This is a genomic window from Bradyrhizobium sp. Arg816, from assembly GCF_029989365.1.
Classification (GTDB): domain Bacteria; phylum Pseudomonadota; class Alphaproteobacteria; order Rhizobiales; family Xanthobacteraceae; genus Bradyrhizobium.
This window is the reverse complement of record NZ_JAPRAQ010000018.1, coordinates 51,338-67,425: the sequence shown is the minus strand read 5'-3', so window position 1 is coordinate 67,425 and position 16,088 is coordinate 51,338. Positions and strand designations below refer to the sequence as shown.

The window sequence follows — 16,088 nt, the reverse complement described above, 5'->3', positions numbered from 1 at the left end:
AGATTGAACCCTTGAGGCACCCTCAGATACGAATCAGACCTTGCCTCGCCCTCCCCGCGAATATCAGTCGCATGCGACAATCAGGCGACATGGCGCCGCAGCCGCCTCCGCAAGACCCCGGAACCGATGGCTGAACAGGTTAACGGCAGCGGTCCCGCGCGCCGCTGGCGGTGCGCCTGCGGCCCGGGTCAGTAAAATTTGTGGAAATGATGGATCGGCCCGTGGCCGTGTCCGACGCTGAAGCGGTCGGCGGCCGCGATCGCTGCGCTGATCCAGGCCTTGGCGTTCCGCACGGCCCGCGCGAGATCCTCGCCCCTGGCAAGCCCCGCCGCGACGGCCGAGGACAGTGAGCATCCCGTGCCGTGGGTGTTGCGGGTGGCGACGCGCGGCGCCGCAAGCGCGATCGTGCTCTCCGCATCGACGAGATAGTCGATGCTTTCGGCGCCCTCGCCGTGCCCGCCCTTGATCAGGACCGCGCGGCAGCCCAGCGCCAACAGCCGGCGCCCCTGGCTCTCGATCTCGGCCTCGCGCGTCGCGACGGGCTCGTCGAGCAGAGCCGCGGCCTCGGGCAGGTTAGGCGTGATCACCGACGCCAGCGGCATCAGTTTTTTGCGCAGGGCATCGACCGCCTCGGAGGCGAGCAGGCGATCGCCGGATGTTGCGACCATCACGGGATCGAGCACGATATGCCCCGGCTTCCAGCGCGTCAGCGAAGCTGCGATCGCATCGATGCTGGCGGCCTGCGCCACCATGCCGATCTTCACCGCGCCGACCTCGAGATCGGAAAACACGGCATCGATCTGCGCGGTGACGAATTCGGCGGGCACCGCGTGGATGCCGGTGACGCCTTTTGTGTTCTGCGCCGTCAGCGCCGTGATCGCGGAGGCGCCATAGACGCCGAGCGCGGCAAAGGTCTTCAGGTCGGCCTGGATGCCGGCGCCGCCGCTCGAATCGGAGCCGGCGATGGTGAGCGCCACGGGCGTCGTCATGGGGCGATTTTCCGCGTTTTTGAGACCATCGCCCGTCCTAGCGCGCACCCCGGTGGCCCGCAAGTTCGCTTGCTAAATCCGGCCGGTTTTGGCCTATTAGCCGCCAGATATGCTTCGGAGTGGCTACAATGGTTCCCTTTTTCGTCCAGATCAAATGCAAGCTCGGCCAGTCCTACACGGTCGCCAACGCGCTTGCCGAAGCCGAGATCGCCTCCGAGATCTACTCCACGGCCGGCCATTACGATTTGCTGGTGAAGTTCTACGTCGACAAGGACACCGACATCGGCCACTTCATCAACGAGAAGGTGCAGGTGCTGCCGGGCATCCAGGACACCCTCACCATCATCACCTTCAAGGCGTTTGGCGCAAGCTGACTGCGCGTCGATTGGAAAGGGCCTGCTTCAGGCGCCGCCTTCCTTGCGTTTAGGCCGCGGCGGCCCGTCCACCGGCGGCAGCGATTTGATGTAGTCCGCCATCGCCGCGAGATCGTCGTCCGGCAATTGCGAGGTGTTCTTGATCACGCGCGTCATCGCGCCGCCGACGCTGTCGCCGTCGGGCAATTCGCCGGTCTTGAGGAAATAGGCAATATCCTTCGCGCTCCACTCGCCGAGACGCTTCTGCGTGATGTTGGGCACCCAGCCCTCGCCTTCCGGATTGGGTCCGCCGGCAAAGCGTTCTCCGGAGATGATGCCGCCAAGCGCATTGCGCGGGCTGTGGCATTCGGCGCAATGGCCGAAACTGTTGACGAGATAGGCACCGCGATTCCATTGCGGCGACTTCGTGCCGTCGGCGACGAAGGGCTTGCCGTCCAGAAATAGGAATTTCCAGATGCCGATGTTGCGCCGGATGTCGAACGGAAAGCGCACGTCGTGGTCACGCACCTTGCCTGCAACGGGCGGCAGCGTTTTCAGATAGGCAAAGAGGTCGAGCACGTCCTCGCGCCTGGCGTGCTGATAGGACGTGTAGGGAAAGGCCGGAAAATAATGCTGTCCGTCCGGCGAGACCCCGTGCATGACCGCGTTGACGAAATCGGCGTCGGTCCATTTGCCGATGCCGTAGGTCGGATCGGAGGAGATGTTCGGCGCGTAGAACGTTCCGAACGGCGACTTGATCGCGACGCCGCCGCCGAGCCTGGTGCGATCGGGCTGGTCGGGGACGGCATGGCAGGACGCGCATCCGCCAGCGTTGAACATCACCTCGCCATTGGCGAGATTGGGGACATGGGCAGGCGGTGTGGCGGCACCGGCCGCCACCACCGGCGCGCTGAGCCACCAATAGACGCCCGCAGCAGCGACCGCGGCAAGCAGCGCCACGACAATTGTTCGTTGCAACATGCAGATCCATTCATTGCTGGCCGCGAACTTATGACCGATGTCCACGCGGCTCCAGCCACAAAGAATTTAGCCCGCCCCGGCCGGAAACGGGAATAAACTGAAACGGCCAATGTTGGAAGGTTGGCAGGGCCAACGAGGCCTCAAGGAGAATGTCATGAACAAGACCGTCATCGCCATGGTCGCGCTCGGCGCCGCAGCTTTTGCAGCCCCCGCCGACGCCGAAAAGCTGAAAGCAACGCTCGACGGCAAGTCCGAGGTGCCCGCAACCACCACCAGCGGCAGCGGAACTGCCGATCTGGACTATGATGCCGCCAGCAAGAAGCTGTCCTGGAAGGTCACCTATTCCGGCCTGTCCGGCCCGGCAACGGCCGCCCACTTCCACGGGCCGGCCGAGTCCGGCAAGAACGCCGGCGTCGCGGTCGCGATCCCGAATGCGACCTCCAGCCCGGTCGAGGGCTCGGCGACGCTGACCGATGCGCAGGCCGCCGATCTGCTCGCCGGCAAGCTCTACGTCAACATCCACACCGCGGCCAATCCGGGCGGCGAGATCCGCGGCCAGGTGACGAAGTAAGCCTCAAGGCTGCTTCGTACGCGAAGGCCGGGCGCTGGAGGGAGCGTCCGGCCTTTTCGATTCCGCATGCCGCGAGGTGGCCGCGCAGGCTCATTCCGGCATGCCGGCAACACGGAGCGCTTGCGTCAGCTTTTCGACATCTTCCCGTCGGCGGTATCGCCACGTGTACGCATCGATACGCTTGTTGGGAAATAGTTGCATCGCATGGCGGCAAATCCGCCGAGCTTCCTCAACCCGGTTTGACGTCGCATGGCATGCCGCCAGAATGAATTGCGCAGGCGGAAAGATCGGTATCAGCCTGATGGCGGCTGCCGCGCAAGCCAGGGCGTCATCATTACGGTCAGCAAGAAAATGAGCGTAAGCCAAGCCCGTCTGGGCGTTGGCGCTCCCATGCGGATGAAGCGGGTTCAAACGCAATGCGGTGCCGAATTGCTCGATCGCGGCGTCACCACGACCAAGCCAGAGTTGGCTCCAACCGTTCCAATGACGTGCGACAACGAGATTCGGATCCAGCTTTATCGCACGCACGAGAAGAGCATCGCCTTCCTCGACCTCGCCTGCCACCTGTGAGAGCGCGTGTCCGGCCATCGCAAGCACCGACGGATCATTCGGGTCAAGCTCGACCGCTCGTCTCGCCAGCCGCGCGGCTTCACTGCATTCGTGGGCCGCATCAGTGACCCAGTCGAAAACGTTCCTCAGGACATGGCAACGGGCGCCGAGCGCATATGCGCGCGCAAATTCCGGATCGATGCAGCGGGCCGTCTTTGCGAGCTCCATGGCCTCGATGCTTGCCTCCTCCGTGAATCTGAAGAAGGCGGCGAACGCCCGGAGATAATAGTCGTAGGCCTGCAGGTTGTCGGTGGGTTTGCGTTGGGCGCGCTCGATTTCGGCGCGCTCCAGTCGCGGGGAGATTGCTCCGATGACGCTGCTCGTCAGCCGATCCTGCAGGTCGAAAATATCCTCGATCTCACTGTCAAACCGGTCCGTCCAGAGATGCAGGCCGGTCGCCGCGTCGATCAACTGACCGGCGATTCGGACTCGATTGCCGGCCTTGCGCACACTGCCTTCGAGCACGTAGCGAACGCCCAGCTCCTGACCGATCTGTTTGACGTCGATCGCCCTGCCCTTGTAGGCCAGAGTCGAATGTCGCGCGATGACGAAAAGAGACTTCGAACGCGACAGTCCCGAAATGATGTCCTCGACCATACCGTCGGCAAAATAGTCCTGCTCCGGATCCGGGCACAGGTTGGCGAACGGAAGCACCGCGATCGAGGGTTTGTCGGGAAGCGCGAGCGCGGGTTTCGGCGTCCCGGCTCCGCCGTCGGCGACCGTTGCGCCCTCGGCGGCAAGCGTTTCCCGGACCTGACCCACGAAGCGGAAGCCTCTGCGTGGCAGTGTTCTGATCAGCCGCTGCTCTTCGCCGGAATCCCCGATCGCGCATCGCGCACTGTTGAGGCGGGTCGTCAGCGCAGCATCGGACACGCAGCGCCCCTGCCAAATGGCATCGATGAGTTCATCCTTGCCGACGACGCGCTCCCGGTTGCGGATCAGGTAATCGAGGAGGTCGAACACCTGCGGCGCAACGGAGATCCGATCCGCTCCGCGATGCAGCTCTCGCCGACCGGCGTCGAATGCATACTCCTCAAAGAGATAGCGCAAGATGCGAATCCCTTGGATGAGCCCTCCGGGGCGACCCGGGTGGGCGTTTTGGCCCGCTGGACGTCGCAAGAATAAGCTGTCGGTAGGGAAAATGTAAGCTGCCGGTCAAGCACGCGCGGCGGTCTTCGGGCACCTTCTCGGGGTGAAAAACACCCTCCGGAGGCACTGCAATGACCATGATCCAAGGTACAATGTGGCCGGAACGGGCGTCCGTATCGATCCGGCATGTCCACAGCCTGATCTGGAAGTGCTGGGATGTCCTTCAGGCACGTCGCGATCGCCAGAGATTGCGCGGCACGTTGTCCGGCTTGAGTGACCGGGAGCTGATGGACATCGGCACGACGCGCGGCGAGATCGATTACGTTGCCTCCAGCCGCGATCTCGACCCACGAGACATCGTGCGCCATTCGCGCGGGGCGGCACGGCCGACCTCATTGCGTTGATTGGGCGCGCCCCGGCAATGTCGGGTCTGCGCCTTCACGCCGCGTTCAGCGCTTGCGCGAGATCGGCGATCAGGTCCGACGGGTTTTCAATGCCGATCGACAGCCGGATCGTGGAATCGAGCACGCCGATTTTGCGGCGAATGTCGGCGGGAACGCCGGAATGGGTCATGGTTGCAGGCAGGCTCGCAAGCGACTCCGTTCCACCAAGACTCACCGCCAGCTTGAGGATTTGCAGCGCGTTGAGGAATTTCACCGCCGCCTCCTTGCCGCCGACGATGTCGAACGAGAAGGTGGAGCCCGCCCCCAGGCATTGCCGCGCGAACACCATTCCGGCCGGCGAAACCTGCTCGAGATGGCCGAGATAGTGAACCTTCGCCACCTTGGGGTGATCGCGCAAATAGTCCGCCACGAGGCGCGCGTTACTGTCGGCCTTCTCCATCCGCAGGCTCAGCGTCTCGAGCGACCGGTTGATCATCCAGCAGGAATGCGGATCGAGCTGGGTGCCGATGGCGCCCCGGAGCGCTTTGATGCCCTTCACGATCGCCTTCGCGCCGAGCGCGGCACCCGCGATCAGGTCCGAATGACCGCCGACATATTTCGTGAGCGAGTACAGGGAAATGTCCGCACCATGCTCGATCGGCCGCTGAAACACCGGACCGAGCAGCGTATTGTCGCAGGCGATGATCGGAACATGTCCCTGGGTCTTTCCAATGGCTTCGGCGACACGGCGCATCATCGCGACGTCGACCAGCCCGTTGGTCGGGTTGGCCGGAGTTTCGATCAGAATCATCGAGACCCGGCCCTTGCGCATGGCCTCCTCCGAGGCCTGGCTGACCGCCGCTTCATCAACGCCATCGGCGAAGCCGACGGCGCCGATCGACAGACGCGCAAGCGTGTTCGTCAGCAGGGTTTCCGTCCCGCCATAGAGCGGCTGGGAGTGCAGGATGACGTCGCCGGGTCGCACGAACGCCAGGATCGTGGTTGCGATCGCCGCCATGCCGGATGAGAACAGCGCACAGCTCTCGGTGCGCTCGTAGATCGCGAGCCTGTCCTCGACGATTTCGCTGTTGGGGTGATTGAAGCGCGAATAGACCAGTCCCGCGCCCATCCCTTCCGGTGGCTCGCGCCGGCCGGCGACGAAATCGAAGAAGTCCTGCCCGTCATCGGCCGTCTTGAACACGAAGGTGGAGGTCAGGAACACCGGCGGCTTGATGGCGCCTTCCGACAATTGCGGATCATAGCCATAGGTCAGCATCAGCGTTTCAGGATGCAGCATATGGTTGCCGATGTGCGTCTTCGACGGGAACGGTTTGACCATGGCCTGCCTCGCTGTTTGGATTCAGATTCTCGCCGCGAATTGGAACTCCTGATGTCATGAGGCGGTCAGGAGCGAGATGCGCCGGCATCGAAAGCCTACACCAGTGTCGCGGCGGCTGGAGCAAAGATAACCGCTCTCACCGTGATCCGTCAGGGCTTGCGAACAGTATTCCCCGCTGCGCTGCGCACCGACGCAAAAAAGGCGGCTGCTTCCGCAACCGCCGTTTCTTGATCCCAGGAGATGGGGTAACGGGCGCCTCGGCTTCCGGCCAAGCCGCCCTTTACCCCATCTACGACCTGCAACCGCTACTTCAGCTTGAGGCGATACGTCTCATGGCAGTCGGTGCAGCGGTCGTTGATGCTGGTATAGGCCGCCTTCAGGCTCGCGAGGTCCTTGACCTTGCCCTTGACCGCCGCGATCGCCTTCTGCACCGGCGGGATCTTGGAGTCGAAATCGGCCTTGTTCTGCCAGACTTTCGACGAGGAACCGTAGGTCGCGTTCACAACGTCCTGCTTGGGATTGACCTCGAAGGTCTTTGCTATCTTGGCGACGTCGGCCTCGAGACTGGCGATCGCCTCGTCCACGGCCTTCTGGTTGTAGGGCAATTCGCCCTTCGTCATCTTGAGGATCACGCCGTACATGCTCTTGGCCTGCGAGCGCATCAGATTGTCCTGTTGAACTGCAATCTCCTGCTGCGCCATCACGGCACCCGCACCCAGAAGCAGGGTGCACGCGACTATCATCGTCCGTTTCATCGGCTTGTTTCTCCGGCTCGCAAGACGGTTGGGGGGAAGAGCCATTCATGGATAGAACCCGGCGGCGGGCATTTATTCCCGCCGCGGAGATCTGGGCTTAAAGGCTGTGACGGCGGTGGTGCTCGTTGACGGCGATCCACACCCGCTCCGGGGTGGCCGGCATGTCGATGTGGTCGATCTTGTATTCGCGCCAGAGCCCGTCGACGATGGCGTTGACGACGGCCGGACAGGAGCCGATCGCGCCGGCCTCGCCCGCCCCCTTCACGCCCAGCGGATTGGTCGTGCAGGGAACGTTGCTGGTCTCGAACACGAAGTCCGGACCATCCGCCGCGCGCGGCAGTGCGTAGTCCATGAAGGTCGCGGTGATCAGTTGCCCGTCGGTGGCGCCGTAGACCACCTGCTCCATCAGCGCCTGACCGATGCCCTGCATGGCGCCGCCATGCACCTGGCCCGCCAAAAGCAGCGGATTGAGCGTCTTGCCGAAATCGTCGACGATCACGTAGTTGACGATCTTGATGATGCCGGTCGCCGGATCGATCTCGACTTCCGCCAGATGCGTGCCGTTCGGATAGGTGCCGTCGGCGCTGGCAAAGGTCGCACTGCCGTTAAGCTTCGATGGATCGGTGCTCCCGCGCTTGGCGAGATCGGCGAACGACATCGAACGGTCGGTACCGGCAATCCGCACGACGCCGTCGGAGAGCTCGAGGTCGCCGGCACTGGCTTCCAGCGCCTGCGCCGCGATCTCCTTCAGCTTCTGCCCGAGCTCACGCGTGGCGCGCTCGACGCTGACGCCGCCTGACGGGATCGAGGCCGAGCCGCCGGTGCCGAGCCCCGTGGCGATCTCGTCGGTGTCGCCCTGGCGCACGTGCACGCGCTCCGGGGGCAGGCCGAACTGCTCGGCGACGATCTGCGCATAAGCCGTCTGGTGGCCCTGCCCGCTCGACTGTGTGCCGATCAGGACGGTGACGTCGCCGCTGGGATCGAGCCGCACATTGGCGGTCTCCTCGCCCATCACGCCGCAGATCTCGACATAGCTCGCAAGGCCAATGCCGCGGATCAGGCCATTCTTCTTGGCCGCCTTGGCGCGCTTGGGAAACTCCTTCCACTCGCCGATCTCCATCGCGCGCTTGAGATGCGCGGCGAAATCGCCGGAATCATAGACCTTGCCCGTGGCCGTCTTGTACGGCAGCGCCTTCGGCGGGATGAAGTTCTTGCGGCGGATGGCGTCCGGCGTCATATCGAGTTTTCGCGCGCACGCGTCCACCAGACGTTCGATCACATAGGCCGCTTCGGGACGGCCCGCGCCGCGATAGGCGTCGACCGGCACGCTGTTGGTGAAGATGGTGCGCACCCGGCAGTGGAAGGCCTGGATGTCGTAGAGGCCCGGCAGCATGCCGGCGCCGCCATGCGGAATGTAGGGGCCGAACGTCGACAGATACGCGCCCATGTCGCCCATCAGGTCGCAATCCATCGCGAGGAATTTGCCGTCCTCGGCCAGCGCCATCTTGGCGGTGGTGACGTTATCGCGGCCCTGCGCGTCGCCCATGAAATGCTCGGTGCGGTCGGCCGCCCATTTCACTGCTTTCTTGAGCTGCCGCGCGGCGACCGCCATCAAGGCGTATTCGCGGTACGGAAACAGCTTCGTGCCGAACCCACCGCCGACGTCGGGGCAGATCACCCGCATTTTCTCGGTGGAGATGTTGAGCACGTTCTGGCAGAGGATGTCGCGCAGGCGATGGCTGCCCTGGCTGCCGACCGTCAGCGTCAGATGATCGCGCTTGGCGTCGTATTCGCAAACCGCCGCGCGCGCCTCCATGAAGCTCGCGACCACGCGCGGATTGACGATGTTGATTTCGGCAACCGCATGCGCTTTGGCAAAGGCAGCCTCGGTCGCGGCCTTGTCGCCGATCGAGACGTCGAACAGCACGTTGCCGGCCTTGTCCGGCCAGACCTGCGGGGCGCCCTTCTTGACGGCGTTGACGACGCCGGTCACCGCCGGCAGCGGGCTCCATTTGACCTCGATCGCCTCGATCGCGTCGCGGGCCTGGTCAATGGTCTCGGCGACCACGAAGGCGATGGAATCGCCGACATGGCGCACCTCGTCCTTGGCGAGGATCGGGTAAGGCGGGCCGGTGAACGGATCGGTCTCGAGATTGAACAGGCAGGGCAGATTGCCGAGATCCTTGACGTCATCGGCGGTCAGGATCAGCGCAACGCCCGGCAGCGTGCGGGCCCGGCTCGCATCGATGGTGTATTTGGCATGCGCGTGCGGCGAGCGCAGCATCAGGCAGCGAAGTGCGGCCTGCGGCGCGTAATCGTCGGTATAGCGGCCCTTGCCGCGGATAAGCGCGTCATCCTCCTTGCGCAGCACGCTTTGGCCAACGCCGAACTTGATGGGAGCCGCCATTTTCTTATCCCGTCCTCATGGTTGTTTTGCGGGCATATTGCCGTGGAAAAAGTGGCAAGGCAAACGGCTTTGGGCAGGCGCAGGCCGCGAAGACTCGCCCGGTGCCTCGCCTGTCAGAGCGGGATGCGACGAAAACGCCGCAGCCCGGTCATTTCCCTGTGAAGAACGGTCCGGTCGATGGCACGATAGTTGCCGAACTCGTCCCGCGGTGCACTCCCAAGAAGTAGTCGTGCTGACTGCCGCTTGTTCGCAAAGCGTATCTCCGCTTCTGACGGTTGATCACCTATATCACGCCCCGCCTCCAAAGATCCGTGGCGCGATCTCTCAGCGTATCGATGGCGCGTTGAGGCGTGAGGTAGTCGATCTCGCCGCGCGTCAAACCGATATCTATCAGCTCCCTGTCACTCAGGTCGTGCAAGCAGACGGTGGGGCTCCGGCGCCGCTCCCGAAACGCGCGCCAGTATCGCTTGAGCAGGCTCAAGGCGATGGAAAAGTCGAGGCGGAGCCGCTCGGCGTCGACCTCCGGCTCGCTTGTGCTGTTCGTCAATTGAGGTGGCATCGGATGCTCCTGCTGTTGTGCCGACAGGGAGCGTGGCCAAACAAAAGGCCCCGTCCGATGCCGGCGGGGCCTGGTGGAAAAGATGTCGTCGTCGAATTCCTAGCGCGCGACTCCTTCCACGGCCCAGCCGAAGCGGGTCATGTCCATCGAGTTGATGTTGCGCACTGATTTGATCATGAGAGGCCTGTACCACGGCAATCGTGCAAAATCAAGGGATGTGCGGAGGCTGGCTGCATCCTGGAGGCGAGTCCCTCGCTCCGGCGAATTCGCTCATTCGACGCAACGGTTCACGCCCCCTGCGCGAGGGGCATTCCAAAGCGGACGTTTTCGACCGCTCTGAGAGGGCGGCCATTGGCCCCCTGGGACATTCTCAACAGACGGCCGACCTGGACGAGCCGGCCGGCTGCGCGAATCGACCGACGTGCGTCGCTCAGGGACGAACGCGGATAATCGTATTCCCCTTGCGTCGCTCGGTCGAATTTAAGGCGGCGACGGCATCGTCGAGGGTCGCGACGTTGCCGATGTTCATCCGCAGTCGTCCGTCCCGCACCCGCTGGACGATCTCGCTCAGTTGGGCACGATCAGCCTCGACGACGAAGTCGATCGCCAGCCCGTTGGAAGGCCGCGCCTCCGCCGGCCCGACGATGGACACCAGTGTTCCCCCGGCTCGAATGAGTGCTGTGGACCGCGTCTGGATGTCACCACCGATGACATCGAACACCAGATCGACTTCGCCGATGTCCTCCAGTGCGTCGTTGTCGAGGTCGACGAACTCCTTCGCACCGAGATCGAGCACTGTCTGACGATCGGCGGCACGTCCGGAGCCGATGACATAGGCTCCGGCCGCGCGTGCGAGTTGCGTCACCATAGACCCGACTGCGCCTGCCGCGCCGTGTGCCAGCACGCTCTGCCCCGCCTGAAGGCGACCATGCTGGAACAGCCCTTGCCACGCGGTGAGGCCCGAGATCGGCAGGCTCGCGCCCACGGTAAAGTCGACGTCGCCCGGCAACGGCGCAAGGTTGCGCGCCTCGATTGCCACGTACTCGGCCAGCGTGCCGTCGCGATACCAGTCCGCGAGGCCGAACACCCGTTGTCCCACCGACAGCCCCGTCGTTCCATATCCAAGGGCAGAGACCACTCCGGCCAGCTCGTGCCCAGGGATCGACGGCGTTCGGTCGCGATCAAGACGATCGGCCCAGCTCGAGGGCCACGCAAGCTCAGTCGGGATAAATCTCGACGCATGAACCTGGACGACGACATCGTTTATCGCCGCCTGCGGCTCGGGCCGATGCACCAGCTTCATGCCGGCCGTTCCCGCGGCTTGCTCCGTTACAACGATCGCCTTCATGAGATTTCCTCCTTGGTCATTTGTCTCTTCGGTGGAAATGTGAGGGAGCGCGCACGCGCCGGCTTTCCACAAAATGCCAGGCAGTGTGGAACTCCTGTCTCCGTGTCGGCGATCTCGTTGTCTGCACCGACCGGAACTCCCGCTAAGCCCGATGGATCGGGCTCGTTCCGATCCATGGTCGTAGCGAGTAGATGCGTCACGTCTGGCTATAAAAAAGTACCAAGATTGACGATTCTGGCTGTACCAGCCGATGCCGTGATTCGACGCGACGCTTCATCCCCCTACGCGAGGAGCATTCCAAAGCGGACGTTTGCGACCGCTTTGAGAGGGCGGCTATTGACCCAAGCAAGTCAGCGTTTCATGCCATCCAGATCGGGATGATCTTTATAGATATTGTCCAGAAGCATAGTGTCTACCCGAGCGATGATATCGCCCACCGAGGCCTTCAATTTCAGAAACTCGTCTGTTGAAGAGGCTTTTTTGGCGAGTGTGAGCGCCAAGGACAACTCCTCAATGATCCGCTCTGCGTGCTGTTTAAATCTTGCGGCTGATTTCGCGTCCATAAGGCCATCTCATTTTCTCTTGGGAGCAATGAAGTCCAATCTTCATTCGCGAGTTTGGCGCTTACTTATCGGCACACGCCTAGCCGCGCACCAGCGAGACTAGCCAGCTGCGGCCGAACAGGATGAGGATCGCGACCGCATAGACGATCGTGCCCCCGACGGCGAGCAGGACCAGCGTTGCCTCGTCCTTGAAGTGCATCGAGCCAAGCGCAGAACCGCTGAAGCGCGCGATCAGCCAGAACGTGGCGGCGAGGATCAGTCCGGTCAGCAGGAATTTGGCGAGCGACATCAGCCAGGCGCGGTCCAGCACGAGAAAGCCGCGCCGCACCGCGAAGAACAGCACCAGCAGCAGATTGGTCCAGACACCGACGGCTGTTGCCAGCGCGAGGCCAATCTGTGCAAGCGATCCCATCAAGGCAACCTTCAGGGTGACGTTGACCGCGATGCCCGTCAGCGAGGCGCGGACCGGCGTCGCCGTATCCTTGCGCGCATAGAAGGTTGCGACCGCGCTGCGGATCAGCACGAAGGGGATCAGGCCGATGGCATAGGCCGCGAGCGTCGCGCCGGCGGCGGCGGCATCGGCCTTCGAGAACGCCCCGCGGGCGAACAGCGCACGCATGATCGCGTCGGGCACGGTGATGAAGGCCGCCACGAACGGCACCGAGAACAGCAGCGTGAAATCGAAGGCGCGGCGCTGGGCCTTCATCGCGCCGTCATGGTCATTCGCCGTAATCCGCCGCGACATCTCCGGCAGCAGCACCGTGCCGATGGCGATACCGATGACGCCGATCGGCAGCTGGTTGAGGCGATCGGCGTAGTAGAGCGCCGAGAGCGCGCCAGCCGGCAGGAACGTCGCGATGATGGTGTCGGCGAACAGCGCGACCTGCGTGCCCATCGAGCCCAGCGTCGCCGGGCCGAGCGCTTTGAAGAATCCACGCACGTCCTCGTCGAGCTTGAGCGGCGCAAAGCGCGGCAAGCCGCCATGGCGCGCGAGATCGCCCGCGAGCAGGAAATATTGCAGGAAGCCGGAAATCAGGACGCCCCAGGCAGCGGCATGCCCTGCACTGGGAAACCAGGCGGCGAGCGCCAGCGTCATCATCATGGAGATGTTGAGGAAGATCGATGCGGCGGCGGCGCTCGCAAAGCGCTGCATCACGTTGAGCATGCCGCCATAGAGCGTCACCAGCGTGATCAGCAGCAGATAGGGAAAGGTGATCCGGGTCAGCTCGATCGCGAGCTTGCGCTGCTCGGCGTCCTCACTAAAGCCGGGCGCCAGAATGCTCATGGCCTGCGGCATGAACAGCCAGGCAACGATCAGCAGTACCACCTGAGAGGCCAGCAGCAGCGTGAAGATGCGGTCGGCGAACAGTTTTGCCGCCCCCTCCCCGCGCTCGCCATGGACGTGGGCATAGGCCGGCACCCAGGCGGCGTTGAAGGCGCCTTCGGCAAAGATCGCGCGGAAATGATTGGGCAGCCGCAGCGCCACGAAAAAGGCGTCGGCCACGGGGCCGGCGCCGAGGATCGCCGCGAGCATGATGTCGCGGGCAAATCCCGTCAGCCGCGAGAGCAGCGTGTAACCACCGACGGTGAAAATGCGTCCGAGCATGCGCCTGTTTTAGAGATGAATCGAACAGAGGTCGATTGCATCTTGCGATGCGCATTGCTGCGCCCTCTCCCCTTGCGGGAGAGGGCAGCACCGCCGGTAGACGCAAACTCGTTGGGGTGAGGGGTATCTTTCTGCATTCCGCGTGGAGAGATACCCCTCACCCGTCTCGCCGCTATCGCCATAGCCGATGCAAAGCATCGGCGTTCTTAAGGGACGGCGGCCGAAGGCCGCCTATGCCACCCTCTCCCACAGGGGGAGAGGGGAAGAAAGGCGAAAATCAGCCCGCGATCGCGCCGCGGACGGCGGCGATGATTCGCTCCTGGTCGGCTTCGGTCAGGTAGGCGTGCATCGGCAGGCTGATGACGTCCTGCGACAGGCTCTCGCAGCCCGGCAGGCCGCCGTCGGCGACCGGATACTGCTTGTAGGCGGTCTGCTGGTGCATCGACTTGCCGTAATAGATCGCGGTCGGCACGCCCTGGGCCTTCAGCGCGGCGGCAAAGCCGTCGCGGTCGGTGCCCTCAGGGAGACGGATGGTGTACTGCGCCCAGACCGAGGTGTTGCCCGGCGCCAGACGCGGCACGGTGACGACGTTCGACAGGCCGCGCGCATAGCGCTCCGCGACCTTGTTGCGGGCGGCGATCTCGTCGTCAAAAATCTTCAGCTTCTCGATCAGGATCGCGGCCTGCATGGTGTCGAGCCGGCCGGTCAGGCCGAGGCGGACGTTGTCGTATTTGTCGACGCCCTGCCCGTGCACGCGGATGCTGCGCAGCGTCGCCGCGAGCTCGTCGTCATCGGTGAAGATCGCGCCGCCGTCGCCAAAGCAGCCGAGCGGTTTGGCCGGGAAGAAGCTGGTCGCGGTGGCGAGCCCGAAGGTGCCGAGCTTGCGGCCCTTGTAGCTCGCGCCAAAACCCTGGGCGGCGTCATCGAGCACGAACAGGCCTACGGCCCTGGCGATCTCGGCAATTGCGTCGTGGTCGGCAGGCTGCCCGAACAAATCGACTGGAATCACCGCGACCGGCTTCAGGCCGGCCTTGCGGGCGGTCGCGATGCCGCGCTTCAGCGACTCCGGACTCATGTTGAAGGTGGCTTCATCGACGTCGACGTAAACAGGCGTCGCGCCGGTCCGCGCCACCGGCGATGCGGTTGCGATGAAGGTGAAGGACGGGCACAGCACGGCATCGCCGGGGCCGACATTCTTCGCCATCATGACCATCAGGATGGCATCGGTGCCGCTGGCGCAGCCGATCACGTGCTTGGCGCCGCTATAGGCCGCAAGCTGCTTCTCGAGCTCGGCGACTTCAGGGCCGTTGACGAACTGGCAATGGTCGAGGACGCGCTTGACGGCGGCATCGAGCGAGGCGCCAAGCCGGCGGCGCTGCGAGGCGACGTCGATGAAGGGAATGGGTTCGGAACGCAGATGCTGGTTCATGGCGCCTTGCGAAGTTTGAGAAGTCGACATGGAAAGGGATCAGCCGGCGACGCGGCGCGGGCCTGAGCGGGCGGGTGCCTTGGCCGCAGGCCGCGACGGCGTTTCCAGGCACTGCGTGGCGATCTCGAGGCTGGCGACGCCCTCGTCGCCGGTGACCGCGGGCGTCTCGCCATCGCGGACGGCCTTGAGGAATGCAATCAGCTCGGCACGGAGCGGCTCGTCATGGCCGACCGGCAGATGCCGCATCGAATAGCTGCCGTCCGGCTTGAAGCCGAAGCACTCGGTGACCTGGCGCGTCAACAGATCGCCCATCACGTATTTGCCGCGGGTCGCGACCGTGACGCTGCGCGCCTTGAACGGCGTCAGCCAGTTGGTGTTGATGTGCGCGAGCACGCCGTTGGCGGTGCGGAACTGCAACAGCGCGATGTCCTCGCGCTCGGCGACCGCGCTCGACAATTGCGGCTGCACCTCGACGATGTCGGATTCGGTGAACCAGCGGATCAGATCGATGTCGTGCACGGCGAGGTCGATGACCACGCCGACATTGGACATGCGCGGCGGGAAAGGACCGACGCGGGTGATCGCGATGGAGAGAATGTCCTCGCCCGCGATCGCCTGCTTGACGGCGGCGACCGCCGGATTGAAGCGCTCGACATGGCCGATCATCAGCGTGACGCCGGCCTTTTGCGCGGCGGCGACGATCTCGCGACCTTCGGCGACCGTGGAGGCGATCGGCTTCTCGACCAGCACGTGGATGTTCTTGGCGATGCACGCGAGCGCGACCTCGTGATGCAGATGGGTCGGCGCCGCGATGGTGACGGCGTCGACACCTTCGGCGAGGAGCTGCTCGAGCGCCTCGAAACCCTGGCAGCTGGCAAGCTCGGTGGTGCGCGTCAGATGCGCTGGCGACGGATCGACCACACCGACGAGGCTGACGCCTGGAAGACCGCTAAGCACGCGCGCATGGTTGCTGCCCATCACGCCCGCGCCAATGACGCCCACGCGCAAGCCGGCCTTTGCCGGTGCAAACCCTTTGGAACTCATCTGAGCAAACCCCGATTCAACGCAAATCCCCGGGCCGCTTCTAGCACGGGCGCCACATTTGTG

At 64.0% G+C, this 16,088-nt stretch carries 15 protein-coding genes; 3 read left to right on the top strand and 12 right to left on the bottom strand.

Annotated features, from left to right (window positions below):
• Positions 1 to 188: 188 nt before the first annotated feature.
• Positions 189 to 989, bottom strand: coding sequence for a bifunctional hydroxymethylpyrimidine kinase/phosphomethylpyrimidine kinase (gene thiD, locus OWC48_RS32705; protein ID WP_282523673.1), 801 nt, complete (start codon positions 987 to 989; stop codon positions 189 to 191).
• Between the two features lie 128 nt (positions 990 to 1,117).
• On the opposite strand from thiD, the gene OWC48_RS32700 reads away from it, so the two are divergent.
• Complete coding sequence (locus tag OWC48_RS32700) at positions 1,118 to 1,363, top strand: Lrp/AsnC family transcriptional regulator (protein ID WP_014493934.1); 246 nt, start codon at positions 1,118 to 1,120, stop codon at positions 1,361 to 1,363.
• Positions 1,364 to 1,390: 27 nt separating this feature from the next.
• Here the strand turns inward: OWC48_RS32700 and OWC48_RS32695 are convergent, their stop codons facing one another.
• Positions 1,391 to 2,323: a cytochrome c gene (locus tag OWC48_RS32695; RefSeq protein WP_282523672.1), complete on the bottom strand. Its 933-nt coding sequence runs from the start codon at positions 2,321 to 2,323 to the stop codon at positions 1,391 to 1,393.
• Between the two features lie 154 nt (positions 2,324 to 2,477).
• Between OWC48_RS32695 and OWC48_RS32690 the strand changes: the two genes are divergently transcribed.
• A complete protein-coding gene (locus tag OWC48_RS32690; RefSeq protein WP_282523671.1) occupies positions 2,478 to 2,894 on the top strand; it encodes a CHRD domain-containing protein in 417 nt (138 codons plus the stop codon).
• A gap of 90 nt (positions 2,895 to 2,984) precedes the next feature.
• Here OWC48_RS32690 and OWC48_RS32685 read toward each other — a convergent pair whose 3' ends face one another.
• Complete coding sequence (locus OWC48_RS32685; protein ID WP_282523670.1) at positions 2,985 to 4,553, bottom strand: winged helix-turn-helix domain-containing protein; 1,569 nt, start codon at positions 4,551 to 4,553, stop codon at positions 2,985 to 2,987.
• 170 nt (positions 4,554 to 4,723) lie between these two features.
• On the opposite strand from OWC48_RS32685, the gene OWC48_RS32680 reads away from it, so the two are divergent.
• Positions 4,724 to 4,996, top strand: a complete 273-nt coding sequence (locus OWC48_RS32680; RefSeq protein ID WP_282523669.1) for a DUF1127 domain-containing protein — start codon at positions 4,724 to 4,726, stop codon at positions 4,994 to 4,996.
• A gap of 34 nt (positions 4,997 to 5,030) precedes the next feature.
• Here the strand turns inward: OWC48_RS32680 and OWC48_RS32675 are convergent, their stop codons facing one another.
• The 9 genes from OWC48_RS32675 to OWC48_RS32635 form a co-directional block, all read right to left on the bottom strand.
• Positions 5,031 to 6,314, bottom strand: coding sequence for a cystathionine gamma-synthase family protein (locus OWC48_RS32675; protein WP_282523668.1), 1,284 nt, complete (start codon positions 6,312 to 6,314; stop codon positions 5,031 to 5,033).
• Positions 6,315 to 6,619: 305 nt separating this feature from the next.
• Positions 6,620 to 7,069 carry a cytochrome c gene (locus tag OWC48_RS32670; RefSeq protein ID WP_282523667.1) on the bottom strand — a complete coding sequence of 150 codons (450 nt, stop codon included), beginning with the start codon at positions 7,067 to 7,069 and terminating at the stop codon, positions 6,620 to 6,622.
• Between the two features lie 97 nt (positions 7,070 to 7,166).
• The gene (locus OWC48_RS32665) at positions 7,167 to 9,476 is read right to left on the bottom strand and encodes a xanthine dehydrogenase family protein molybdopterin-binding subunit (protein ID WP_282523666.1); all 2,310 of its coding nucleotides are present in this window, start codon (positions 9,474 to 9,476) and stop codon (positions 7,167 to 7,169) included.
• Positions 9,477 to 9,759: 283 nt separating this feature from the next.
• Entirely contained in the window at positions 9,760 to 10,035 is a 276-nt protein-coding gene (locus OWC48_RS32660) for a hypothetical protein (RefSeq protein WP_282523665.1), read from the bottom strand.
• 430 nt (positions 10,036 to 10,465) lie between these two features.
• Positions 10,466 to 11,383, bottom strand: coding sequence for an NADP-dependent oxidoreductase (locus OWC48_RS32655; RefSeq protein WP_282523664.1), 918 nt, complete (start codon positions 11,381 to 11,383; stop codon positions 10,466 to 10,468).
• A gap of 350 nt (positions 11,384 to 11,733) precedes the next feature.
• Complete coding sequence (locus OWC48_RS32650; RefSeq protein ID WP_282523663.1) at positions 11,734 to 11,946, bottom strand: hypothetical protein; 213 nt, start codon at positions 11,944 to 11,946, stop codon at positions 11,734 to 11,736.
• Between the two features lie 79 nt (positions 11,947 to 12,025).
• Positions 12,026 to 13,552 (bottom strand): murein biosynthesis integral membrane protein MurJ, encoded by a 1,527-nt coding sequence (murJ, locus tag OWC48_RS32645; RefSeq protein WP_282523662.1) that lies wholly within the window; start codon positions 13,550 to 13,552, stop codon positions 12,026 to 12,028.
• Positions 13,553 to 13,829: 277 nt separating this feature from the next.
• A complete protein-coding gene (locus tag OWC48_RS32640) occupies positions 13,830 to 14,981 on the bottom strand; it encodes a DegT/DnrJ/EryC1/StrS aminotransferase family protein (protein WP_282523661.1) in 1,152 nt (383 codons plus the stop codon).
• 39 nt (positions 14,982 to 15,020) lie between these two features.
• A complete protein-coding gene (locus OWC48_RS32635) occupies positions 15,021 to 16,025 on the bottom strand; it encodes a Gfo/Idh/MocA family protein (RefSeq protein ID WP_282523660.1) in 1,005 nt (334 codons plus the stop codon).
• Between the last annotated feature and the right edge of the window lie 63 nt (positions 16,026 to 16,088).